Annotated in this window: 20 protein-coding genes, 1 pseudogene and 1 riboswitch; of the genes and pseudogenes, 8 read left to right on the top strand and 13 right to left on the bottom strand. The window is 56.8% G+C overall.

The genetic code is table 11. The features are described from left to right. Positions 1–36: 36 nt before the first annotated feature. Positions 37–804: an NAD(+) diphosphatase gene (gene nudC, locus ACTJJ6_RS22935; RefSeq protein WP_028127642.1), complete on the bottom strand. Its 768-nt coding sequence runs from the start codon at positions 802–804 to the stop codon at positions 37–39. 101 nt (positions 805–905) lie between these two features. Here nudC and ACTJJ6_RS22930 point away from each other — a divergent pair, with 101 nt between their 5' ends. The 8 genes from ACTJJ6_RS22930 to ACTJJ6_RS22895 all read left to right on the top strand — a co-directional run bounded on the left by ACTJJ6_RS22930 (position 906) and on the right by ACTJJ6_RS22895 (position 8,624). Beyond that, positions 906–1,409, top strand: coding sequence for an Rsd/AlgQ family anti-sigma factor (locus ACTJJ6_RS22930; RefSeq protein WP_016929420.1), 504 nt, complete (start codon positions 906–908; stop codon positions 1,407–1,409). A 39-nt stretch (positions 1,410–1,448) separates the two neighbouring features. After that, positions 1,449–1,573: riboswitch (TPP riboswitch) on the top strand. A gap of 114 nt (positions 1,574–1,687) precedes the next feature. After that, positions 1,688–3,631: a phosphomethylpyrimidine synthase ThiC gene (gene thiC, locus ACTJJ6_RS22925; protein WP_440804437.1), complete on the top strand. Its 1,944-nt coding sequence runs from the start codon at positions 1,688–1,690 to the stop codon at positions 3,629–3,631. After that, a complete protein-coding gene (thiE, locus tag ACTJJ6_RS22920) occupies positions 3,624–4,274 on the top strand; it encodes a thiamine phosphate synthase (protein WP_440804436.1) in 651 nt (216 codons plus the stop codon). The genes thiC and thiE overlap by 8 nt, the downstream gene beginning before the upstream one ends. Continuing rightward, on the top strand, positions 4,267–5,016 hold the full coding sequence (locus ACTJJ6_RS22915) for a HesA/MoeB/ThiF family protein (protein WP_004929883.1): 750 nt from the start codon (positions 4,267–4,269) through the stop codon (positions 5,014–5,016). Before thiE ends, ACTJJ6_RS22915 begins: the two co-directional genes overlap by 8 nt. Continuing rightward, on the top strand, positions 5,013–5,213 hold the full coding sequence (gene thiS, locus ACTJJ6_RS22910) for a sulfur carrier protein ThiS (RefSeq protein ID WP_004929884.1): 201 nt from the start codon (positions 5,013–5,015) through the stop codon (positions 5,211–5,213). Before ACTJJ6_RS22915 ends, thiS begins: the two co-directional genes overlap by 4 nt. A 1-nt stretch (position 5,214) precedes the next feature. Then, positions 5,215–5,994 (top strand): thiazole synthase, encoded by a 780-nt coding sequence (locus tag ACTJJ6_RS22905; RefSeq protein WP_239044087.1) that lies wholly within the window; start codon positions 5,215–5,217, stop codon positions 5,992–5,994. After that, positions 5,994–7,127, top strand: a complete 1,134-nt coding sequence (thiH, locus tag ACTJJ6_RS22900; protein WP_016929425.1) for a 2-iminoacetate synthase ThiH — start codon at positions 5,994–5,996, stop codon at positions 7,125–7,127. The genes ACTJJ6_RS22905 and thiH overlap by 1 nt, the downstream gene beginning before the upstream one ends. 717 nt (positions 7,128–7,844) lie before the next feature. Next, positions 7,845–8,624, top strand: coding sequence for a helix-turn-helix domain-containing protein (locus ACTJJ6_RS22895; RefSeq protein ID WP_065426412.1), 780 nt, complete (start codon positions 7,845–7,847; stop codon positions 8,622–8,624). Here ACTJJ6_RS22895 and ACTJJ6_RS22890 read toward each other — a convergent pair. From ACTJJ6_RS22890 to ACTJJ6_RS22835, 12 genes and pseudogenes are all read right to left on the bottom strand, one after another. Next, positions 8,610–9,884 (bottom strand): sensor histidine kinase, encoded by a 1,275-nt coding sequence (locus tag ACTJJ6_RS22890; RefSeq protein WP_016929427.1) that lies wholly within the window; start codon positions 9,882–9,884, stop codon positions 8,610–8,612. The two genes, ACTJJ6_RS22895 and ACTJJ6_RS22890, sit on opposite strands and share 15 nt — an antisense overlap. Position 9,885: 1 nt before the next feature. Beyond that, positions 9,886–10,350 (bottom strand): hypothetical protein, encoded by a 465-nt coding sequence (locus ACTJJ6_RS22885; RefSeq protein ID WP_016929428.1) that lies wholly within the window; start codon positions 10,348–10,350, stop codon positions 9,886–9,888. Further along, complete coding sequence (locus tag ACTJJ6_RS22880) at positions 10,350–10,796, bottom strand: GNAT family N-acetyltransferase (RefSeq protein ID WP_016929429.1); 447 nt, start codon at positions 10,794–10,796, stop codon at positions 10,350–10,352. The genes ACTJJ6_RS22885 and ACTJJ6_RS22880 overlap by 1 nt, the downstream gene beginning before the upstream one ends. Positions 10,797–10,963: 167 nt before the next feature. Then, positions 10,964–15,187, bottom strand: coding sequence for a DNA-directed RNA polymerase subunit beta' (gene rpoC, locus ACTJJ6_RS22875; protein WP_004929899.1), 4,224 nt, complete (start codon positions 15,185–15,187; stop codon positions 10,964–10,966). A 118-nt stretch (positions 15,188–15,305) separates the two neighbouring features. Further along, positions 15,306–19,334: a DNA-directed RNA polymerase subunit beta gene (gene rpoB / locus ACTJJ6_RS22870; RefSeq protein ID WP_004929900.1), complete on the bottom strand. Its 4,029-nt coding sequence runs from the start codon at positions 19,332–19,334 to the stop codon at positions 15,306–15,308. A gap of 332 nt (positions 19,335–19,666) precedes the next feature. Beyond that, entirely contained in the window at positions 19,667–20,032 is a 366-nt protein-coding gene (gene rplL / locus ACTJJ6_RS22865) for a 50S ribosomal protein L7/L12 (RefSeq protein WP_004929903.1), read from the bottom strand. Between the two features lie 63 nt (positions 20,033–20,095). Continuing rightward, a complete protein-coding gene (gene rplJ / locus ACTJJ6_RS22860; RefSeq protein WP_004929905.1) occupies positions 20,096–20,593 on the bottom strand; it encodes a 50S ribosomal protein L10 in 498 nt (165 codons plus the stop codon). Between the two features lie 338 nt (positions 20,594–20,931). After that, on the bottom strand, positions 20,932–21,636 hold the full coding sequence (gene rplA / locus ACTJJ6_RS22855; protein ID WP_004929908.1) for a 50S ribosomal protein L1: 705 nt from the start codon (positions 21,634–21,636) through the stop codon (positions 20,932–20,934). A 3-nt stretch (positions 21,637–21,639) separates the two neighbouring features. Next, positions 21,640–22,068: a 50S ribosomal protein L11 gene (gene rplK / locus ACTJJ6_RS22850; protein WP_004929911.1), complete on the bottom strand. Its 429-nt coding sequence runs from the start codon at positions 22,066–22,068 to the stop codon at positions 21,640–21,642. Positions 22,069–22,233: 165 nt separating this feature from the next. Beyond that, positions 22,234–22,779, bottom strand: coding sequence for a transcription termination/antitermination protein NusG (nusG, locus tag ACTJJ6_RS22845; RefSeq protein WP_004929914.1), 546 nt, complete (start codon positions 22,777–22,779; stop codon positions 22,234–22,236). Between the two features lies 1 nt (position 22,780). Next, entirely contained in the window at positions 22,781–23,164 is a 384-nt protein-coding gene (gene secE, locus ACTJJ6_RS22840; protein ID WP_004929916.1) for a preprotein translocase subunit SecE, read from the bottom strand. 259 nt (positions 23,165–23,423) lie between these two features. After that, positions 23,424–23,496: pseudogene (locus tag ACTJJ6_RS22835) on the bottom strand (EF-Tu/IF-2/RF-3 family GTPase); the annotation flags it as partial.

Here is a 23,496-nt window from a genome sequence, read left to right as displayed (position 1 = left end):
ATGGGGCTCCCTTAATAATCTGCCGGCCATTGTACATTATTCTGCCCGGCACAGCGCCACGGTGTCCTCAATCAACCGGCGCGCCACGGTGCCGGGCGGCGGCAACAGCGGCAGTTGGTCGTAACGATACCAGCCGGCATTGAGCAGCTCCTTGGGATCGTGACGAATCTCACCCTGGTGGTAATCGGCCATAAAGGCCATCATCAGCGAGTGCGGAAACGGCCAGGGTTGTGACGTGACGTAGCGCAGGTTCTTGATTTCAATATTGCTCTCTTCCATCACTTCGCGCGCCACCGCTTGCTCCAGCGTTTCGCCCACTTCGACGAAGCCGGCCAGCACCGTGTGAATGCCGCCGCGATGGCGCACGTGCTGCGCCAGCAGGATCTGATCCTCGCGCCGAATGGCGACGATCACGCAGGGCGCGATCTGCGGGTAGTAGCGTTCTTTGCAATGGCCGCACAGGCAGGCGCTTTCGGTGCGGCTGAGGTGCATCTCATGGCCGCAGTAGCCGCAATAGCGATGGGAGCGGTAGAAGTCCGCCAGCTGCACGCCGCGCCCGGCCAGCTGGAACAGACCGCGATCCTGATCCAACAGCTGACGCACCGACCCCATCTCCCGCGGCATCGCCTGGCGCACCAGCCAGACCGGCGCGCCCTCCCACTCACCGATGACGCGCGCCATATGGCCCTGCAGCCCGAGGGCGGCGGCAGTCCCCGACGGCAATTCACCGTTCGGTAACCAAAGTTTGCTTTCATGGCTGACGATCCACCAGCCGTTTTCATTGCCCGTTAATGCAAGTTCCATATCGTTGTTGCACAACCTCAGCTTCACTGGCACTCTACAAATCGGCTTTGTTACATTTTAATAACTTACCGGTTACTTTTGTTACTTACACGGAGTCAAACATGCTCAACCGTTTGGAAAGGCTGACTCAGCGCGTTGGCGGTAGTAATGAATTAGTTGATCAATGGCTTCAGGCCCGCAAGCAGTTGCTGGTCGCCTACTGCACGCTGGTAGGCCTCAAACCGAATAAAGAAAAGCATACGCCGCTGAATGAAAAAGCGCTGGAGAACTTTTGCCACAACCTGGTGGATTACCTCTCCGCAGGGCATTTTCATATCTATGACAGAATTATCAAACAAGTGGAAGGCGCAGCCAGTCCGAAAATGTCGCTGGCGGTGAACATCTACCCCAAGCTGTGGGCCAATACCGAACAGATCATGGCATTCCACGATCGCTATACCGAAGTGGATATCGATCAGGAAGTTTGTCTGGAATTCCACCAGGCCTTGTCGGATATCGGCGAAACGTTGGCGGCGCGCTTTGCGCTGGAAGATAAGCTGATCCAACTGGAAGCGGAAGCCGCGCAGCAACCGCTGCCGGACCAGACACTGGATCCGGCGCGTTAAAATTTTATAGTTTTTTTTCTTATCCCTCCTATACTGGGGGGCATCTTGTCGGAGTGCCTAGCGCCTGATTTGTTCATCGAATCAGCCAGGCTGAGACCGTTAATTCGGGATCCGCGGAACCTGATCGGGTTAATACCCGCGAAGGGAACAAGAGTAATCTATCGCCACAGGCACGGCCTTCCCCTTGCGGGCGCCCTGCCTTATCGGCCACCATCATTACTCCCTCCGAGCTCCAGACAAGCAACTTTCCCAACCCAACACACTGGTAGGAACTTGCTATGTCTAACGTTAATCCACCGCGCGCCCGTAAAGCGCAACGCGAAGCCGCCCAGCAGTTTATCGACACGCTGCAAGGCATGGCTTTCCCGAACTCACGCCGCATCTATCTCCAGGGCTCGCGCGGCGATATCCAGGTGCCGATGCGCGAAATTCAGCTCAGCCCGACCCTGCTCGGCGGCAGCAAAGATAGCCCGCAGTATGAACCCAACGAGGCGATTCCAGTGTATGACACCGCCGGCCCGTACGGCGATCCACAGGCCGAGCTCGACGTGCACGCGGGCCTGACCAAGCTGCGCGCAGGCTGGATCGACGCGCGCGGCGATACCACGACGCTCAGCGGCGCCAGCTCCGGCTTCACCCAACAGCGGCTGGCGGACGAAGGCCTCGATCACCTGCGTTTCGAGCATCTGCCGCTGCCGCGCAAGGCGTTACCGGGCAAGTGCGTGACCCAGCTGCACTATGCCCGCGCCGGTATCGTCACCCCGGAGATGGAGTTCATCGCCATCCGTGAAAACATGGGGCGCGAGCGCATTCGCGGCGAGGTGCTGCGCCACCAGCATCCGGGCCAGGGCTGGGGCGCCAACCTGCCGGACAACATCACGCCGGAGTTCGTGCGCCAGGAAGTGGCCGCCGGCCGCGCCATCATTCCCGCCAACATCAATCACCCGGAAGCGGAGCCGATGATTATCGGCCGCAATTTCCTGGTAAAGGTGAACGCCAATATCGGCAACTCGGCGGTCACATCATCGATCGAAGAAGAGGTGGAGAAGCTGGTGTGGGCCACCCGCTGGGGCGCAGACACCGTGATGGATCTCTCCACCGGCCGCTACATTCACGAAACCCGCGAGTGGATCCTGCGCAACAGCCCGGTGCCCATCGGCACCGTGCCGATCTACCAGGCGCTGGAGAAGGTCAACGGCGTGGCGGAAAACCTCACCTGGGAGATGTTCCGCGATACGCTGCTGGAACAGGCGGAGCAAGGGGTCGACTACTTCACCATCCACGCCGGCGTGCTGCTGCGTTACGTGCCGATGACCGCCAAACGCCTGACCGGCATCGTGTCGCGCGGCGGCTCGATCATGGCCAAATGGTGTCTGTCGCACCATCAGGAAAACTTCCTCTATCAGCATTTCCGCGAAATCTGTGAGATCTGCGCCGCCTACGACGTTTCGCTGTCGCTCGGCGACGGCCTGCGCCCCGGCTCAATTCAGGACGCCAACGACGAAGCCCAGTTCGCCGAACTGCATACGCTGGGCGAGCTGACCAAAATCGCCTGGGAATACGACGTGCAGGTGATGATCGAGGGCCCAGGCCACGTGCCGATGCAGATGATCCGCCGCAACATGACCGAAGAGCTGGAACACTGCCACGAAGCGCCATTCTACACCCTCGGCCCGCTGACCACCGATATCGCCCCGGGCTATGACCATTTCACCTCCGGCATCGGCGCGGCGATGATCGGCTGGTTCGGCTGCGCCATGCTGTGTTACGTCACGCCGAAAGAGCACCTCGGCCTGCCGAACAAAGAGGACGTCAAACAGGGCCTGATCACCTACAAGATCGCCGCTCACGCCGCCGATCTGGCCAAAGGCCATCCGGGCGCGCAGATCCGCGATAACGCCATGTCCAAGGCGCGTTTCGAATTCCGCTGGGAAGATCAGTTCAATCTGGCGCTCGATCCGGCCACCGCGCGCGCCTATCACGACGAAACCCTGCCGCAGGAATCCGGCAAGATCGCCCACTTCTGCTCGATGTGCGGACCAAAATTCTGCTCGATGAAGATTTCGCAGGAGGTGCGCGACTACGCCGCCGCCCAAGAGGCCGCCAAACCGATCGAGGTGCAGCTGACCGGTATGGAGAAAATGTCCGCCGAGTTTCGCGCCCGCGGCAGCGAGCTGTATCACAGCGCCGGCAATTTGCAGGAGGAGACCAGCAATGACTGATATCACGACCCCCTTCCCGGCGACGCCCCACAAACTGGGGCTTTACCCGGTCGTCGACAGCGTGGAATGGATCGCTCGCCTGCTGGAGGCCGGCGTCACCACGATCCAGCTGCGCATCAAGGACTTGCCTGACGAGCAGGTCGAAGAGGATATCGCCGCCGCCATCGCGCTGGGCCGGCGTTATCAGGCGCGGCTGTTCATCAACGACTACTGGCGGCTGGCGATCAAGCACGGCGCCTACGGCGTGCATCTGGGCCAGGAAGATCTCGATACCACCGATCTGGCTGCCATTCACCGCGCCGGGCTGCGGCTCGGCGTTTCCACCCATGACGACGCCGAACTGGCGCGCGCGCTGGCGGTGAAACCGTCCTACATCGCGTTGGGGCACATCTTCCCCACCCAAACCAAAGACATGCCTTCGGTGCCGCAGGGGCTGACGGAGTTGAAACGCCACATCGCCGGCCTGGCGGATTACCCGACGGTGGCGATCGGCGGGATCAGTATCGATCGCGTACCGGCGGTGCTGGCGTGCGGCGTCGGCAGCGTGGCGGTGGTCAGCGCCATCACCCAGGCGCCGGACTGGCGCGCGGCGACGGCCGAGCTGCTGCGGCTGATCGAAGGCGAGGATCCGAACGATGCTTAACGATCAGGAATTCCTGCGCTACAGCCGCCAGCTGCTGCTGGAGGACGTCGGCCCGGAAGGCCAGGAGAAACTCAAGCGCGCCACGGTGCTGATCGTCGGTTTAGGTGGGCTCGGTTCCCCGGCTTCGCTGTATCTGGCCGCCGCCGGCGTCGGCACGCTGCTACTGGCCGACGACGACCAGCTGCACGTCACCAACCTGCAGCGGCAAATCCTCTACCGCAGCGCCGATACCGCCACCGGCAAGGCGGCGCTGGCGCAACGCCACCTGCAGGCGCTGAACCCGTTGGTGGAATCCATCCCGCTGGCGCAGCGGCTGCAAGGGCAAGCGCTGCGCGACGCGGTCGCCCGCGCCGATCTGGTGCTGGACTGCTGCGACAATATGGCGACCCGCCATGAGGTCAATGCCGCCTGCATCGCCGCCGCCAAGCCGCTGATCAGCGGCAGCGCGGTCGGCTTCAGCGGCCAGCTGCTGGTGCTCGAACCGCCCTATGCGCACGGCTGCTACGCCTGCCTGTACCCGGAGCAGGAAGAGCCGCAGCGCAACTGCCGCACCGCCGGGGTACTCGGCCCGGTGGTGGGCGTGATCGGCACCCTGCAAGCGCTGGAGGCCATCAAGATGCTGGCCGGCATGCCTTCTTCCCTCAGCGGTAAACTGCGGCTGTTCGACGGCAAGCAGCAGAGCTGGAGCACGCTGCAACTGAGCCAGGCCCGTGCCTGCCCGGTATGCGGAGGCGCGGCATGAAGATCCGTTTGAACGACCAACCGCTGGAGCTGGCGCAGCCGCTCAGCGTCGCCGCCCTGCTGGCCCAGCTGGAACGCCACCAGCCGGGTACCGCGCTGGCGATCAACCAAACCATCATCCCACGCGCCGACTGGGCCGACCATCAGGTGCAGGACGGTGACGACATTTTGCTGTTTCAAGCGATCGCCGGAGGCTGACATGCTGAAAATCGCCGATACCACTTTTACCTCGCGCCTGTTCACCGGCACCGGCAAGTTCGCCACCCCGGAGCTAATGCTGGAGGCGCTGGCGGCCTCCGGTTCGCAGCTGGTGACCATGGCCATGAAGCGCGTCGATCTGCGCGGCGGCAACGACGCCATTTTGGCGCCGCTGCAGCAGCTGGGCGTCAGGCTGTTGCCCAATACCTCCGGCGCCAAAACGGCCGCCGAAGCGGTATTCGCCGCCCGGCTGGCGCGTGAAGCGCTCGGCACCCACTGGGTGAAGCTGGAGATCCACCCCGATGTGAAATACCTGCTGCCGGATCCGATAGAAACGCTGAAGGCGGCGGAAACGCTGGTGAAAGACGGTTTTGTGGTGCTGCCCTACTGCGGCGCCGATCCGGTGCTGTGCAAACGGCTGGAAGAGGCGGGCTGCGCGGCGGTGATGCCGCTCGGCGCCCCTATCGGTTCCAACCGCGGTCTGCGCACCCGCGACTTCCTCGAGATCATCATCGAACAGGCCAAGGTGCCGGTGGTGGTCGACGCCGGCATCGGCGCGCCGAGCCACGCGCTGGAAGCGATGGAGCTGGGCGCCGACGCGGTGCTGGTGAACACCGCCATCGCCGTGGCGCGCGACCCGGTGCAAATGGCGCGGGCGTTTCGCCTGGCGCTGGAGGCCGGCGAATTGGCGCGCAGCGCCGGATTGGGCGTCAGCCAGCGCGGTGCGGTCGCCTCTAGCCCGCTGACCGCCTTCCTCAGCCAGCCAGAGGAGGCACAGTGATGGGCGACGATTTCAGTAGCCGCTGGCAACAGCTGGATTGGGACGATATTACGCTGCGCATCAACGGCAAAACCGCGCGCGACGTGGAACGCGCGTTGAACGCCGACAAGCTGACGCGCGACGACTTTATGGCGCTGATCTCCCCCGCCGCCGCGCCGTATCTGGAACCGCTGGCGCAGCGCGCGCAGCAGCTGACCCGTCAGCGGTTCGGCAACGTCGTTAGCTTCTATGTGCCGCTGTACCTCTCTAACCTGTGCGCCAACGACTGCACCTACTGCGGCTTTTCGATGAGCAACCGCATCAAGCGCAAAACGCTGGATGCGGCGGAGATCGCACGCGAGTGCGAAGCCATCAAGGCGCTGGGGTTCGAACACCTGTTGCTGGTCACCGGCGAGCATCAGACCAAGGTCGGCATGGACTATTTCCGCCGGCACATTCCGGCGATCCGCAGCCACTTCAGCTCGCTGATGATGGAAGTGCAGCCGCTGGCGCAGGACGAGTACGCCGAACTGAAAACACTGGGCCTGGACGGCGTGCTGGTGTACCAGGAAACCTACCATCCGGCCACCTATCTGCAGCATCACCTGCGCGGCCAGAAGCAGGATTTCCATTGGCGCCTGGCCACGCCGGATCGCCTGGGGCGCGCCGGGATCGACAAGATCGGCCTCGGCGCGTTGATCGGCCTCTCCAACAGCTGGCGCACCGACTGCTACCTGCTGGCGGAACATCTGTTCTACCTGCAGCAAACTTACTGGCAGAGCCGCTACTCGATCTCGTTCCCGCGTCTGCGCCCCTGCGCCGGCGGCATTGAACCGGCGTCGATCATGAGCGAGCCTCAACTGGTGCAGCTGATCTGCGCCTTCCGGCTGTTCGCGCCGGACGTTGAGCTGTCACTGTCTACGCGTGAGTCGCCGTACTTCCGCGATCATATGATCCCGGTGGCGATCAACAGCGTCAGCGCCGGCTCCAAGACGCAGCCCGGCGGCTATGCCGATGACGTGCCGCCGGAGCTGGAACAGTTCGAACCGCACGACGGCCGCACGCCGCAGCAGGTCGCCGAGGCCATCAGCAACGCCGGGCTGCAGCCGGTGTGGAAAGACTGGGACGGTTATCTGGGACGCGGTGCGCAATAAGCGGCAACGTTTGCCGCCGCGTGAAGAAAACGCTGGAGCGGCCGCGCAATGCTGAACGCCGATGCTGGCGTCGGCAAGCCCCTCGCTTATAGTGACCTTGCCGACCGCCAAACCCGGCGTCGGCCGGGGCCGTCTCCCTCTCGATGGCCCCGCCTTATCCCATCCCGGATCGCGCAGAGACTCTCTGCGCGACTCCGGTTCCTCCTTGGATTTGCGCCGGCGGGGCATGCGGACAGGCCGTTTTGGCGACTCGGCTGACAGGAGAAACTGCGTTCTGCAATAACTCAGAGTGAGATTCAAAGGGCGACGGTTACAACAGAAAGTGGAGAGCGTGGAAAAAGAAGGCACTGCAAAGAAGATGCGCGACAAGAGAAGCTTGAAGGATAATCCCCGGTGCTGCCAATGGCCCTGGTGCTGGCCGCGGATCTTTTTGCCGCCTGCTCCCTGCTTACGGACAAGAGCAGGCGGTTTATTTTGTGAGACTGGCACCCCCCCAGGACGCGAATCACACAGTATGTGCGCTAATTAACCACATAAACGGCGAAATGTGAATGTCTTTTGAGTGTTTTTTTATTCATGATCGAGTGTGTTTTGAGTTTGCCAAGGAAAATCAAACTGATATCACCGCAATACCCGAGGCTTCATCTATAATCCAGCACGGGTCCTCAAACAGGTTTTTCAACGCTCGCGGTTAACATCAAAAAAGCCAAGGTTGTCATGAAGAAAACGCCAAATTACATCGATGCAATCAGCGCGTTGCTCACTCTGAAAGGAGTTGGCGACAGAAAACATGCCTCCACGATGGCCAACATACTGAACCTTCAGTACAACAGCGCCAAACAGAAGCTGGATGGCAAAAGGGGCATCACCCTCGATGAAGTCAAAAAGGTTTTCCAGTATTTCAACGAGCCGTTTGCCGGCCAACGGACACATAACGGCGTGTTTATCATGAACAGCATTCACAAGCGCTGCAACATTGAGGTCGACGAGCGCCCGGTCACGCAAGCGGACAGCGACGAAACTTACGCCTACAAAAAGGACGACCTTTTCATCATCAACACCAATCGGGAATATGCAGCCGATGCCCCGCTGTATAAAGTCAACAAGATAGACTTTCTGCCGGCCCCGCGTATCGCGATCCTGGATAATGACGGTGATATTCTCGAACTGTTGAAGAAGATCGCCAGCCGCTACGGCATCGAAACTGAGACCTTTCAGACGGCGGACGCCATGCTGGCCGCGCTGGAGCAGCAGTCCTTTGAGGCGTTTATTTTGGACTGGCTGTTGGACTTCGGCGAGACTTCCGAACGCGTCGTGAAGAAAATTAAAGACGCCCTCGATCCGCACGCCCGCATCATCATTCTGACCGGCCAGCTGAATCACTACGAGAAAAACATCGGCGATATGATCCTGCACTATGACGTGCACCTGGTGGAAAAACCGACCAAGCCGCTGATTATCTCCTCGCTGCTGCTGTCGAACCTATTCTTTAATTAGTTTGATCGGGATGCGGATCAAAAACGATGAGCCAACCCCTTCGACGGATTTGACCTTGATGGCGCCTTTCATCGTCGTGACGTAATTTTTGATAATGGTCAGCCCCAGCCCCAACCCCTGCCGCGTTTCCCTTTCCAGCCCCTGATTGAACGCCTTATATAACCGATCCAGATTATCGACGTTAAACCCGATGCCGGTGTCTTTTACCCGCAAATACAGATTGCCGTGACACACCTTCACATTGAGGACGATCGCGCCGTGGTGGGTAAATTTGTCCGCGTTGCTGAGCAGGTTGGCCAATATTCGGTAGAGCTTGTATTTATCAGAACCAATCAGGCCGGCATAAGACGAACGGTGGATCACGAGCCGATTGCCTCGCCCGGCGCCGATGCCGGTTACGGCATCCTCCACCACCTCATTCAGCCGGAAGGTGGAAATATTGATTTTAACTTCTCCCATCTCAAGCCGAGAATAATCCATCACCTCGCGCGTTTGTTCGGCGATCTTGTTGCCGTGATAGGAGATCAGGCGGGCTTCTTTTTTCAACTCTTCCTGCGCTAGCTCGTGTTCCATAATATCCGCGGCAATGACGATGGCCTGGGTCGAGCCGGCGATCTCGTGGTAGATGGAAGAGATAAAGATGTTCTTGTTCTTGATGATCTCTTTCAACGAGAAGGCATTTCTCAGCACCAGGAACATCATCAGGAACACCAAAATCAGCGAAAAGAGGGCGAACATCTCGGCTTTACTCGAGTTGTCCTGGATGATGCCTTTCACTTCGGTAAAGTTTTTAATCTGTATCCGATAAATAATTTCCTGGATATCGACCAGCGTGCCCTCGATATCATCCATATAAGAGAGAATGTCCGCCTTGTTTTTCTGCCCCACCAGCAAGCCGGCAGAAAGATCGTCCAACGTGCGATACTGCTGCTTCAGCAGCGCAACATTTTTGATGAACTCGTCGTCGTAATAAAAAGAGTCGCTGAAGGTCGAACGGCTCTCCAGGATCTGAATCTTCGAGTAGAAGATTTTCTTTTTGATCTGGAAGGCGTCGTAATCGTTGTTTTCACTGAGCAACAGCGCGGTTTTGGTCCTTTCAAACGCCAGAAACAGGATCTCGGCCACCGAGTAGTTGTCCAGATTGGGCTCGATCTGCTTATAGCGCTCTTTTACGCCGCCGAAATTAATGGCAATCAACAAAATCAATAAGGAGAAGATGGCAACCAACGCGATAAGAGTACCGATCAGTTTTTTGCTCATCTTATTTCAGCTCCAACCTTTTAACTTGCCAGACGGTTTTCGCATTCACATCCAGGTTATTCAGCTCAGCATAGCCATCGCGCGGATAAATAATGGCGAACGGCCCCAGCTCACCAACGTCGATCGGCTTGCCGCCGCGCTGGTAGGCGACGATCACACGGTATTTAATCATCTCGTCAATCGGCATCGAATAAGAGTAATCATCCCAGGCGAAAGCGCGCACCGACTGGCCTTTCAGGTGATAGGCTTTCACTAACTCCGCAAACTCAACGCCGGTGAACATATCTTCCGGGGTGAAATTGGTCGAGGTTTTAATCGTGTGCTGCGGCATCGCCGCCAGCATCTGCCGGGTTATCTTGATCTTCTCGCCATCGAGCGGTTTCAGGTAAAAATAGTCAACGGCCGCATACAGCGGCGTGCTGAACAGCGAAAGCAGCAGTAACGTCATCAATCCTTTGATTGTCATTATTCACCCTCTTTACGTTTTACCAGTTCGGCCTGGCCGAATTCATCCTGCCCGACCACGGCCCAACCGTGATGTTGATAAAAGCCTTCGGCTTTGGAGCCGGGATCGGTGGTTAAGTGGATCGCTTCGGCGCCGCGCTCAAACATCCAGGCGGTGACCCGCGCCAACAAGGCGGAGCCGATCCCCTTCGACTGGTATTCCGGCTTCACGAACAGGCCGCCGATCAGCGGTTCAGGGATGAATAACCCGAAGCCAACGCCGGCATAGTCGTCGCCATGCTTGCAGATCCAGCCGCCGCCCTGATTGATGTCCTCCAGCGCCTGCCTGCGCTGCAGATACTGGATCTGATGCGGGTGCAGCAGGTTTTCCTCAACGGAAAAGCGGATCTCATACAGGTAAGGCAGGTGTTGCGCCGTCAATTTTTCGAAGGTAATGAGGCTGTCCATGTTCGCACTGTCCTTGGTTGTCTGGTAAAAAACGCCGGTCAATTTCTGCTGTAACCATAGTAGCAAAGTTTGCTCGGCCCCGGCATGAGGCGAAAAAAAACCGCCCCCGAGGGAGCGGTTTATCTGGCGATGGGCCCGGCATGCCGGGCCCGCGGCGCGGATGACGATTATTCGTCGTCGCTGCCGCCCAGGCCTGCATTGAGCAGCTCGGCCAGGTTAGCCGTCGCTTCTTCCGCGCTGACTTGCGGAACAACCGGCGCTTCACCCTGAGCACGGCGACGCATGCGATCCTGATGATAAGCGTAACCGGTACCGGCTGGGATCAGACGGCCCACGATGACGTTCTCTTTCAGGCCACGCAGTTCATCACGCTTGCCGGCTACGGCAGCTTCGGTCAGAACGCGCGTCGTTTCCTGGAACGATGCGGCGGAGATGAAGGACTCGGTCGCCAAGGAAGCCTTGGTAATACCCAGCAGATCGCGCGAGAAGGTTGCCGCAATTTTACCTTCAGCTTCCAGCTGACGGTTGGCAATCTTGACGCGAGACACTTCAGCCTGCTCGCCTTCCAGGAACTCGGAGCCACCAGCGCTAACGATGGTGCCTTTACGCAGCATCTGACGAACGATAACTTCGATGTGCTTATCGTTAATCTTAACGCCTTGCAGACGGTAAACTTCCTGCACTTCGTTGGTGATGTAGCGGGTAACCGCATGCACGCCACGCAGACGCAGAATGTCGTGCGGAGACTCTGGGCCGTCGGAAACGACGTCACCACGTTCCACCACTTCGCCTTCGAACACGTTGAGCTGACGCCATTTCGGAATCATCTCTTCGTAAGCGTCGCTGCCGTCCAGCGGAGAGATCACCAGGCGACGTTTGCCTTTGGTCTCTTTACCGAACGAGATAATCCCGCTGATTTCAGCCAGGATTGCCGGCTCTTTCGGACGACGCGCTTCGAACAGGTCGGCAACGCGCGGCAGACCACCGGTAATATCCTTGGTACCGCCGGATTCCTGAGGAATACGCGCCAGGGTATCACCCGCACCGATCTGAATGCCATCTTCCAGCTGAACGATCGCTTTGCCCGGCAGGAAGTATTGAGCAGGCATATCAGTACCTGGGATCAATACGTCTTCGCCCTGAGCGTCAACGATTTTCAGTGCCGGACGCAGGTCTTTACCGCTACCGGTACGCTCTGCGCTGTCCAGAACAACCAGAGAAGACAAACCGGTCAGTTCGTCGGTCTGACGAGTAATCGTCTGGCCGTCAACCATGTCCGCGAAGCGAATGAAGCCGCTGACTTCACTGATGACCGGCATGGTGTGCGGATCCCAGTTAGCGACGGTTTCGCCGCCATTAACTTCTTCACCGTCGCCTTTGCCCATCACGGCGCCGTAAGGCACCTTGTAGCTTTCTTTGGTACGGCCGAATTCGTCGATCAGTTTCAGTTCGGTGTTACGCGAGGTGATCACCAGCTTGCCTGCGGCGTTCATAACGAACTTCGCGTTGCTCAGCTTGATGCTACCCTTGTTTTTCACCTGAATGCTGGATTCAGCAGCCGCACGAGATGCCGCACCACCGATGTGGAACGTACGCATCGTCAGCTGTGTACCCGGCTCACCGATGGACTGTGCCGCGATAACGCCGATGGCTTCGCCTTTGTTGATGATGTGGCCACGTGCCAGGTCGCGACCATAGCAGTTTGCACACACACCAAAGTCGGTTTCACAGCTCACCACGGAACGGACTTTAACGCTGTCGACAGAGTTCTCTTCCAACAGGTCACACGCCTTCTCGTTCAGCAGGGTGTTGCGTGGCACCAGAATGTCCGCCGTACCCGGCTTGAGGACGTCTTCTGCCGTCACACGGCCCAGAACGCGTTCACGCAGCGGCTCTTTCACGTCGCCACCTTCGATAACCGGAGTCATCAGGATGCCGTCGTGGGTGCCACAGTCGTCTTCGGTCACCACCAGATCCTGCGCCACGTCAACCAGACGACGGGTCAGATAACCGGAGTTCGCGGTTTTCAGTGCGGTATCCGCCAGACCTTTACGAGCACCGTGGGTGGAGATGAAGTACTGGAGTACGTTCAGACCTTCACGGAAGTTCGCGGTGATTGGCGTTTCGATGATGGAGCCGTCCGGCTTCGCCATCAGACCACGCATACCGGCCAGCTGACGAATCTGAGCGGCGGAACCACGCGCACCGGAGTCGGCCATCATAAAGATGCTGTTGAAGGAAACTTGCTGTTCCACTTCGCCGTCACGGTTAACCACGTCTTCTACCGACAGGTTTTCCATCATCGCTTTAGCAACGCGTTCGTTCGCTGCAGCCCAGATATCGATCACTTTGTTGTAGCGTTCGCCGGCGGTAACCAGACCAGACTGGAACTGCTCCTGGATCTCGGCAACTTCGGTTTCCGCTTCTTCGATGATCTCCGCTTTCTTGGCCGGGATAACCATGTCGTCGATGCCTACGGAAGCGCCGGAACGGGCTGCGTAAGCAAAACCGGTGTACATGATCTGGTCAGCAAAGATAACGGTCGGCTTCAGGCCCAGGATGCGGTAACAGGTGTTCAGCATCTTGGAGATCGCTTTCTTGCCCAAAGGCTGGTTAACGATCGCGTACGGCAGACCTTTCGGTACGATCATCCACAGGATGGCGCGGCCGATGGTGGTGTCGATGATGCTGGTCTGAGAAGTCCATTCGCCTTCGGCGTTTTTGACGTCTTCGGTGATACGCACTTTAACGCGCGCATGCAGAGACGCCAGGCCGGCGCGGTAAACGCGCTCAGCTTCTTTGGAACCGTTCAGCACCATGCCTTCGCCCTTGGCGTTAACACAGTCGCGGGTCATGTAGTACAGACCCAGTACAACGTCCTGAGAAGGAACGATGATTGGCTCGCCGTTCGCTGGGGACAGGATGTTGTTGGTGGACATCATCAGCGCACGCGCTTCCAGCTGGGCTTCCAGCGTCAGCGGCACGTGAACGGCCATCTGGTCACCATCGAAGTCGGCGTTATAGGCCGCACAAACCAGCGGGTGCAGCTGGATCGCTTTACCTTCGATCAGAACCGGTTCAAACGCCTGGATACCCAAACGGTGCAGGGTTGGTGCACGGTTCAGCAGTACCGGGTGTTCGCGGATCACTTCGTCCAGGATATCCCAAACGACGGCTTCTTCACGCTCAACCATTTTCTTGGCGGCTTTGATGGTGGTGGCCAGGCCACGCAGCTCCAACTTGCCGTAGATGAACGGTTTGAACAGCTCCAGCGCCATCTTTTTAGGCAGACCGCACTGATGCAGACGCAGGTATGGACCTACGGTGATTACGGAACGGCCGGAGTAGTCAACGCGTTTACCGAGCAGGTTCTGACGGAAACGACCCTGCTTACCTTTGATCATGTCGGCCAAAGATTTCAGAGGACGTTTGTTGGAACCGGTGATGGCACGACCGCGACGGCCGTTATCCAGCAGGGCGTCTACCGCTTCTTGCAGCATACGCTTTTCGTTGCGCACGATGATGTCCGGCGCAGCCAGATCCAGCAGGCGTTTCAGACGGTTGTTACGGTTGATCACGCGGCGATACAGATCGTTCAGATCCGACGTCGCGAAACGGCCGCCATCCAGCGGAACCAGTGGACGCAGATCCGGCGGCAGTACCGGCAGCACGGTCAGGATCATCCACTCCGGCTTGTTGCCGGACTGTACGAACGCTTCCAGCAGCTTGATACGCTTGGTCAGCTTCTTGCGCTTGGTTTCGGAGTTGGTTTCGTTCAGCTCTTCACGCAGCTGCTCGCACTCGGCTTCCAGATCCATGTTTTTCAACAGAGCCTGAATAGCTTCCGCACCCATCTTGGCGTCGAATTCGTCACCGAACTCTTCCAGCGCGTCCAGATACTGCTCTTCGGTCAGGATCTGACGACGCTCGAGGTTCGTCATACCGCCTTCGACCACCACATAGGATTCGAAGTACAGTACGCGTTCGATGTCACGCAGCGGCATATCCAGCAGCAAACCGATGCGGGATGGCAGCGATTTCAGGAACCAGATGTGCGCAGTCGGGGAAGCCAGTTCGATGTGGCCCATGCGCTCACGACGCACTTTGGTCTGGGTCACTTCAACGCCGCACTTCTCACAGATCACGCCGCGGTGTTTCAAGCGCTTGTACTTACCGCACAGGCACTCGTAATCTTTTACCGGCCCGAAGATACGGGCGCAGAAAAGGCCGTCACGCTCTGGTTTGAACGTACGGTAGTTAATGGTTTCCGGCTTCTTAACTTCACCGAACGACCACGAACGGATCATGTCTGGCGAGGCCAGAGCAATCTTGATCGCATCAAACTCTTCGGTCTTAGTTTGCGCTTTCAGAAACTTCAATAAGTCTTTCACGGATTGGCTCCTGTCGGAGTTAAACCTGTTGGGCACCCACAACCGCAGTAGGTACCCGTGTGACCTGAACAACCACCCTCAGGCTCCCTTAGGCGGGGAGCCTGAGCCGGAATGACGATTACTCGTCTTCCAGTTCGATGTTGATGCCGAGCGAGCGGATTTCTTTCAACAGTACGTTGAAGGACTCCGGCATGCCTGGCTCCATCCGGTGATCGCCATCCACGATGTTTTTGTACATCTTGGTACGGCCGTTAACGTCATCCGACTTAACGGTGAGCATTTCCTGCAGGGTATAAGCCGCGCCGTATGCTTCCAGTGCCCACACTTCCATCTCACCGAAGCGTTGACCACCGAACTGCGCTTTACCACCCAGAGGCTGCTGAGTAACCAAGCTGTAAGAACCGGTTGAACGGGCGTGCATTTTATCGTCAACCAAGTGGTTCAGTTTCAGCATGTACATATAGCCGACAGTAACCTGGCGCTCGAATTGCTCACCGGTACGGCCATCGAACAGCGTGATCTGACCGGAGGTCGGGATACCACCCATTTCCAGCAGCTTCTTGATTTCAGTCTCTTTCGCACCGTCAAACACCGGCGTTGCGATCGGCATACCTTTTTTCAGGTTCTCTGCCAGACGCAGCACTTCGTCGTCGCTGAAGGTGTTCAGGTCAACTTTCTGGCAAACGTCGTCGCCCAGATCGTAGGCCTTCTGGATGAACTCACGCAGCTTGGCCACTTCCTGCTGCTGCTTCAGCATCTGGTTGATCTTCTCACCGATGCCTTTCGCAGCCATACCCAGGTGGGTTTCCAGGATCTGACCGATGTTCATACGTGATGGTACGCCCAGCGGGTTCAGTACGATGTCTACCGGCGTGCCGTTTTCATCGTAAGGCATATCTTCGATCGGGTTGATCTTGGAGATAACACCCTTGTTACCGTGGCGGCCCGCCATCTTGTCACCCGGTTGGATCTGACGTTTAACGGCCAGATAAACCTTGACGATTTTCAGTACGCCCGGCGCCAGATCGTCGCCCTGAGTGATCTTACGACGCTTGGCTTCCAGCTTCTTCTCGAAGTCGGATTTCAGTTCGTCATACTGCTCAGCCAGCTGCTCCAGCTGGTTTTGCTTCTCTTCGTCGGTCAGGCCCAGTTCCAGCCAGCGATCGCGCGGCAGCTTGCTCAGCTTGTCGGCTTCGATGCCACCGGCAACCAGCACCGCGTGGATACGTGCGAACAGGCCGGCTTCCAGGATCTGCAGTTCTTCAGTCAGGTCTTTCTTCGCCTGCTTCAGCTGCATCTCTTCGATTTCCAACGCGCGCTTGTCTTTTTCCACGCCATCGCGGGTGAAGACCTGTACGTCGATAACCGTACCGGAAACGCCGTTCGGCACACGCAGAGAAGAGTCTTTAACGTCAGACGCTTTCTCACCGAAGATCGCACGCAGCAGTTTCTCTTCCGGCGTCAGTTGGGTTTCGCCTTTAGGCGTTACCTTACCGACCAGAATGTCGCCGCCGGTCACTTCAGCACCGATATACACGATACCGGATTCATCCAGTTTGGAGAGCGCAGCTTCACCCACGTTAGGGATGTCGGCGGTGATCTCTTCAGGCCCCAGCTTGGTGTCGCGAGACACGCACGCCAGTTCCTGGATGTGGATGGTGGTGAAGCGATCTTCCTGCACCACGCGCTCGGAGACCAAGATGGAGTCTTCGAAGTTGTAGCCGTTCCAAGGCATGAACGCTACGCGCATGTTCTGGCCCAATGCCAGTTCGCCCAGGTCTGTCGATGGGCCATCCGCCAGCACGTCACCGCGCTCGATTGGCTCACCCAGATTCACACACGGCATCTGGTTGATGCAGGTGTTCTGGTTAGAACGGGTGTACTTGGTCAGGTTGTAAATATCGATACCTGCTTCGCCCGGGTACATCTCGTCTTCGTTAACTTTGATAACGATACGGGAAGCATCCACGTACTGGATCACACCGCCGCGTTTGGCAACGGCGGTTACGCCGGAGTCAACCGCTACAGCACGTTCCATACCGGTACCGACCAGCGGCTTGTCAGCGCGCAGAGTTGGTACGGCCTGACGTTGCATGTTCGCACCCATCAATGCACGGTTGGCGTCATCGTGTTCCAGGAATGGAATCAGTGAAGCACCAACGGAAACGACCTGCTGGGTGGATACGTCCATGTAGTCAACCTGGTCGCGGCTGAACAGGCTTGATTCGCCTTTGCTACGACAGGTGACCAGGTCTTCTACGAAGCGGCCTTCCTCATCCAGGTTGGAGTTCGCCTGGGCGATAACGAAGTTGCCTTCTTCAATAGCAGACAGATAGTTGATTTCATCGGTCACCACGCCGTCACGCACGCGGCGGTACGGGGTTTCCAGGAAGCCATACTCGTTAGTCTGTGCGTACACGGACAGGGAGTTGATCAGACCGATGTTTGGACCTTCCGGCGTTTCGATTGGGCACACGCGGCCGTAGTGGGTCGGGTGTACGTCTCGAACTTCAAAGCCGGCACGCTCACGGGTCAGACCGCCCGGGCCCAGTGCGGAGATACGACGCTTGTGCGTGATCTCGGACAGCGGGTTGTTCTGGTCCATGAACTGGGACAGCTGGCTGGAGCCGAAGAACTCTTTCACCGCCGCCGAAATCGGCTTGGCGTTGATCATGTCCTGAGGCATCAGGGTATCCAGATCGCCCAGAGACAGACGCTCTTTCACCGCACGCTCAACACGCACCAGACCTACGCGGAACTGGTTCTCGGCCATTTCGCCAACGGAGCGGATACGGCGGTTGCCCAAGTGGTCGATATCGTCCACTTCGCCCTTGCCGTTACGGATATCGATGAGCTTCTTCATCACTTCGATGATGTCGTCTTTGCTCAGGATGCCCGAACCTTCGATCTCGTCACGCAGCAGAGAACGGTTGAACTTCATACGGCCAACCGCGGACAGATCGTAGCGGTCTTCGGAGAAGAACAGGTTCTCGAACAGGCTTTCGGCAGCTTCGCGCGTTGGCGGCTCACCAGGACGCATCATGCGGTAGATTTCTACCAGCGAGCTCAGACGATCGTTGGTCGGATCGACACGCAGCGTTTCAGAGATGTACGCGCCGTGGTCCAGATCGTTGGTGAACAGCGTTTCGATGCGCTTGTGGCCAGACTGGCTCAGCTTGGCCAGCAGATCCAGCGACAGCTCCATGTTGGCTGCGCAGATCAGTTCGCCGGTATTGGTATCGATATAGTCTTTCGCGACCACTTTGCCCGCGATGTACTCTACCGGTACTTCAATGCTCTGAATGTCGTCTTTTTCCAGCTGACGGATATGACGAGCGGTGATGCGACGGCCTTTCTCTACGTAGATCTTGCCGTTGGCTTCGATATCGAACGAAGCGGTCTCACCACGCAGGCGCTCTGGCACCAGCTCCATCTGCAGCTTGTTGTCGCGGATTTCGAAGACGATCTTGTCAAAGAACAGGTCGAGGATCTGTTCAGTGGTGTAGTTCAGCGCGCGCAGAATGATGGTCGCAGGCAATTTGCGGCGACGGTCAATACGCACGAACAGGTTGTCTTTCGGATCGAACTCGAAGTCCAACCATGAACCGCGGTAAGGGATGATGCGTGCGTTGTACAGCACTTTACCCGAGGAGTGGGTTTTACCCTTATCGCTGTCGAAGAATACGCCAGGACTACGGTGCAACTGAGATACGATAACCCTCTCAGTACCGTTGATCACAAAGGTGCCGTTTTCGGTCATGAGCGGAATTTCGCCCATGTAGACTTCTTGTTCCTTGATGTCTTTGACCGTACCTTCAGGCGCTTCGCGCTCATAGATAACCAGGCGCAGTTTTACGCGCAGCGGTGCAGAGAACGTCACACCACGGATCTGGCACTCTTTGACGTCGAAGACCGGCTCACCAAGACGGTAGCTAACGTATTGCAGCTCCGAATTGCCACTGTAGCTCTGGATAGGGAAAACAGAACGGAATGCGGCTTCAAGGCCGTACTGCCCTTCTGGATCTTGCTCGATAAACTTCTGGAACGAGTCAAGCTGGATAGAAAGGAGATATGGTATGTCCAGCACTTGTGGACGTTTACCAAAATCCTTACGAATACGTTTTTTCTCGGTATAGGAGTAAACCATAGGGTTCCTCAGCTCGCTGATCAGTGACCCAATCTGTCCGTCCGATTAGGGACAGTTCATGCAACACCGTTTTGTCGACCGGAAAGCGGGAACACTTTCCGCAATGTCTCTTGCTATCACGCTTAAACCATTTCATCGCGCCTTCCCCCAGAACTCCTGGTAGTGCAAAGACCGCGGTATATTAAGTCGTCAATAGAAACAAACATTGGGAGGCGAAACCAGCAGCCAAACAGTGTGAAACGCTACTGGCGCCCTACAGCGCAAAAAGGCTGGTGACTAAAAAGTCACCAGCCATCAGCCTAAAAGACTAGGCTGCAACCGGAAAGGTTGGCTTATTTAACTTCAACTTCTGCGCCAGCTTCTTCCAGAGATTTTTTCAGAGCTTCTGCGTCATCTTTGCTCACGCCTTCTTTCAGAGCGGCTGGAGCAGATTCAACCAGGTCTTTAGCTTCTTTCAGACCCAGGCCGGTAGCGCCACGTACTGCTTTGATAACAGCAACTTTGTTAGCGCCTGCAGCTTTCAGGATAACGTCGAATTCAGTTTTCTCTTCAGCAGCTTCAGCTGGGCCAGCAGCTACAGCTACAGCAGCAGCAGCAGAAACGCCGAATTTTTCTTCCATAGCGGAAACCAGTTCAACAACGTCCATTACGGACATAGCGGCAACTGCTTCCAGGATTTGGTCTTTAGTGATAGACATAACAATTGTTCCTAAAATTCAGAAATAGTTTAAATACGTTAGCAAAGGCTAAGAAAGAGTGGCTTACGCCGCTTCTTTCTGATCGCGTACTGCAGCCAGAGTGCGAACCAGTTTGCCGGCAGCGGCTTCTTTCATGGTTGCCATCAGGCGTGCGATCGCTTCTTCGTAAGTTGGCAGCGTCGCCAGGCGGTCGATTTGCGCCGCTGGGATCAGCTCACCTTCAAAGGCCGCAGCTTTAACCTCGAATTTTGCATTCGCTTTCGCGAACTCTTTGAACAGACGAGCAGCAGCGCCCGGGTGTTCGTGAGAGAATGCAATCAAGGTTGGACCGACAAACGTGTCTTTCAGGCATTCGAATGGAGTGCCTTCAACTACGCGACGCATCAGGGTGTTGCGAACAACACGCATGTAAACGCCAGCTTCACGACCTGCTTTACGCAGTTCAGTCATTTTATCTACGGTAACGCCGCGGGAATCCGCAACAACCGCAGACAGCGCGCCTTTGGCTACTTCGCTGACTTCAGCAACAATCGCTTGTTTGTCTTGAAGATTTAATGCCATTAGCTTTTTGCTCCTGGATTAGCCGGGGAAAATCCCCCGGAACTCACTTCACTCGGCGCTTTGTAAAACGCCACGCCGAGCGGCTTAACACGGTGAGCAGAATCCAGCAAAGACATTCTTTTATAAAAAAGAAAAATTTTCTTAGGCTCTGTCACCGTCTACGCAGGAAGGATTAAGTATCTCGCGATACACCTGCGGTCTTGGACGGAGGCCTGGATAGGCCAGGCTCCAACCGAAAAATCTTTGTTTTGCCTACGGCATAGCCAATAGCAAAACCTTGGGGCATAAGATTCTAGACAAATCTCGGCCCCAAGTCAAAGCGATAATCGCAAGTGCGATTAGTTCGCTGCGGCAGACAGACCGCTCTGATCGATAGCAACGCCAGCACCCATGGTGGTGGAGAGGCTAACTTTCTTGATGTACATACCTTTCGCCTGAGAAGGTTTTGCTTTTTTCAGCGCAACCAGCAGGGCTTCCAGGTTTTCTTTCAGTTTGTCTGCGTCGAAATCAACCTTACCGATGGTGGTATGGATGATGCCGTTTTTGTCGTTACGGTAGCGAACCTGACCTGCTTTAGCGTTTTTCACAGCTTCAGCAACGTTCGGGGTAACGGTACCCACTTTCGGGTTTGGCATCAGGCCGCGTGGACCCAGGATCTGGCCCAGTTGACCAACAACGCGCATTGCATCCGGGGAAGCAATAACAACGTCGAAGTTCATTTCGCCTTTCTTGATCTGCTCAGCCAGATCGTCCATACCTACCAGCTCTGCGCCTGCAGCTTTCGCAGCTTCAGCGTTAGCGCCTTGGGTAAATACGGCAACGCGAACGGAACGACCGGTGCCGTGTGGCAGAACGGTAGCGCCACGAACGTTTTGGTCAGATTTACGAGCGTCGATGCCGAGGTTAACGGCAACGTCAACGCTTTCTACGAATTTAGCGGTGGCCAGCTCTTTCAGCAGAGCAACAGCTTCAGTGATGTCATACTGTTTAGTAGCATCAACTTTGTCACGGATCACGCGCATGCGCTTGGTCAGCTTAGCCATCTCTTAATCCTCCACTACCAGGCCCATGGAACGAGCGGTACCTTCGATGGAGCGAGTCATCGCTTCAACGTCAGAACCAGTCATGTCCGCAGCTTTGGTTTCTGCGATTTCACGTACCTGAGCACGGGTCACTTTACCTACTTTGTCTTTGTTCGGCTTACCGGAACCAGACTTGATACCAGCCGCTTTTTTCAGCAGAACTGCTGCTGGCGGGGTTTTGGTAACGAAAGTGAAGGAGCGATCAGAATAAACGGTGATAACAACCGGAATCGGCAGACCTTTTTCAATGCTGTCAGTCTTAGCATTGAACGCCTTACAGAATTCCATGATGTTAACGCCCTGCTGACCCAGAGCTGGACCCACTGGTGGGCTCGGGTTAGCCATACCAGCTGCAACTTGCAGCTTAACGTAGGCTTGTACTTTCTTAGCCATTTAAATTTCCTCGGTTTGGGTAGTATCGCCTCGTGAGAGGCTCCCCGTGTTTAACCTCGCCGGACAAACATCAGGCAAGGCATCTAAAAACAAAAGGCGCGAAATTGTAGTTCAATTTCGCGCCTTTGACAAGCGGCAACAGGCCGCTTACTGCTGATTATTCGATCAGCCTTTTTCAACCTGGCTGAAGTCCAGTTCCACCGGCGTTGCACGGCCGAAGATGGAAACGGAAACTTTCAGGCGGCTCTTCTCGTAATCGACTTCTTCGACCACGCCGTTGAAATCGGCAAACGGGCCGTCGTTGACGCGCACCAGCTCGCCCGGCTCGAACAGCGTTTTCGGACGCGGCTTGTCACCAACCTGCTGCAGGCGGTTCATGATCGCATCAACTTCTTTATCGCTGATCGGCGCTGGACGGTCAGACGTACCGCCGATGAACCCCATGACGCGCGGTACGCTGCGCACCAGGTGCCAGCTGGCGTCATTCATCACCATCTGCACCAGCACATAGCCAGGGAAGAACTTACGCTCGCTCTTGCGACGCTGGCCGCCACGGATTTCAACCACTTCTTCCGTAGGCACCATCACTTCGCCGAACAGCTCTTCCATATCGTGCAGTTTGATGTGTTCACGCAGCGATTGCGCTACGCGACCTTCAAAACCGGAAAACGCCTGAACGACGTACCAACGTTTTTTTGGAGCTTCAGACATTTTAGAACCTCAGGCCAGTAATAAACGACACCAGACGGACCAGAATACCATCCAGCCCCCACAGAATCAGTGACATCACGGCGGTTACCGCGGCGACGATCAACGTGGTGTGCAGCGTTTCCTGACGAGTTGGCCAAATCACTTTACGTACTTCGGTACGCGCTTCACGGGCAAACGCAACGGTGGCTTTGCCTTTGGTGGTCATCAGAGCCACTGCACCTGCAACGGCGATGATCAGCACAACTGCCAGCGCGCGCAATGGCAGGCTTAAATCACGGTAGTAATAGTTACCGACAATAGCCACAACCAACAGAACGGCGACGATCAGCCACTTTGCCGCTTCCAGGCCGCGTCCGCTCCCTTGAGCCTCGGTATTCGCACTCATAAACCAACCTGTCACAATGATGATTCAGAACAAACAACTTTGCCTCGCATTGCGAGGCAAACCAAACCGATCGGATACCGCACTAGCGATATCCCGGTGTTTTACGCCATGACGTATTCAGTCAATACGGTTTAAGAGCCCATCTCACCAATGATTATGACTGCAAAATCGCTGATGAGATAGGTTCTAGTTCACAGCGTAGAAAAAGGGCATCAAATGATGCCCTTTTACCGCGTGTCGCGTCAAACTTTATCAGCGATTAAGCGATAACTTTAGCAACAACACCAGCGCCTACAGTACGGCCGCCTTCACGGATTGCGAAACGCAGACCG

It is taken from the genome of Serratia sp. 22278, from assembly GCF_052045405.1.
Lineage (GTDB): Bacteria > Pseudomonadota > Gammaproteobacteria > Enterobacterales > Enterobacteriaceae > Serratia > Serratia marcescens.
The sequence above is the reverse complement of the archived record's forward strand: the minus strand, read 5'-3'. Positions and strand labels throughout refer to the sequence as shown.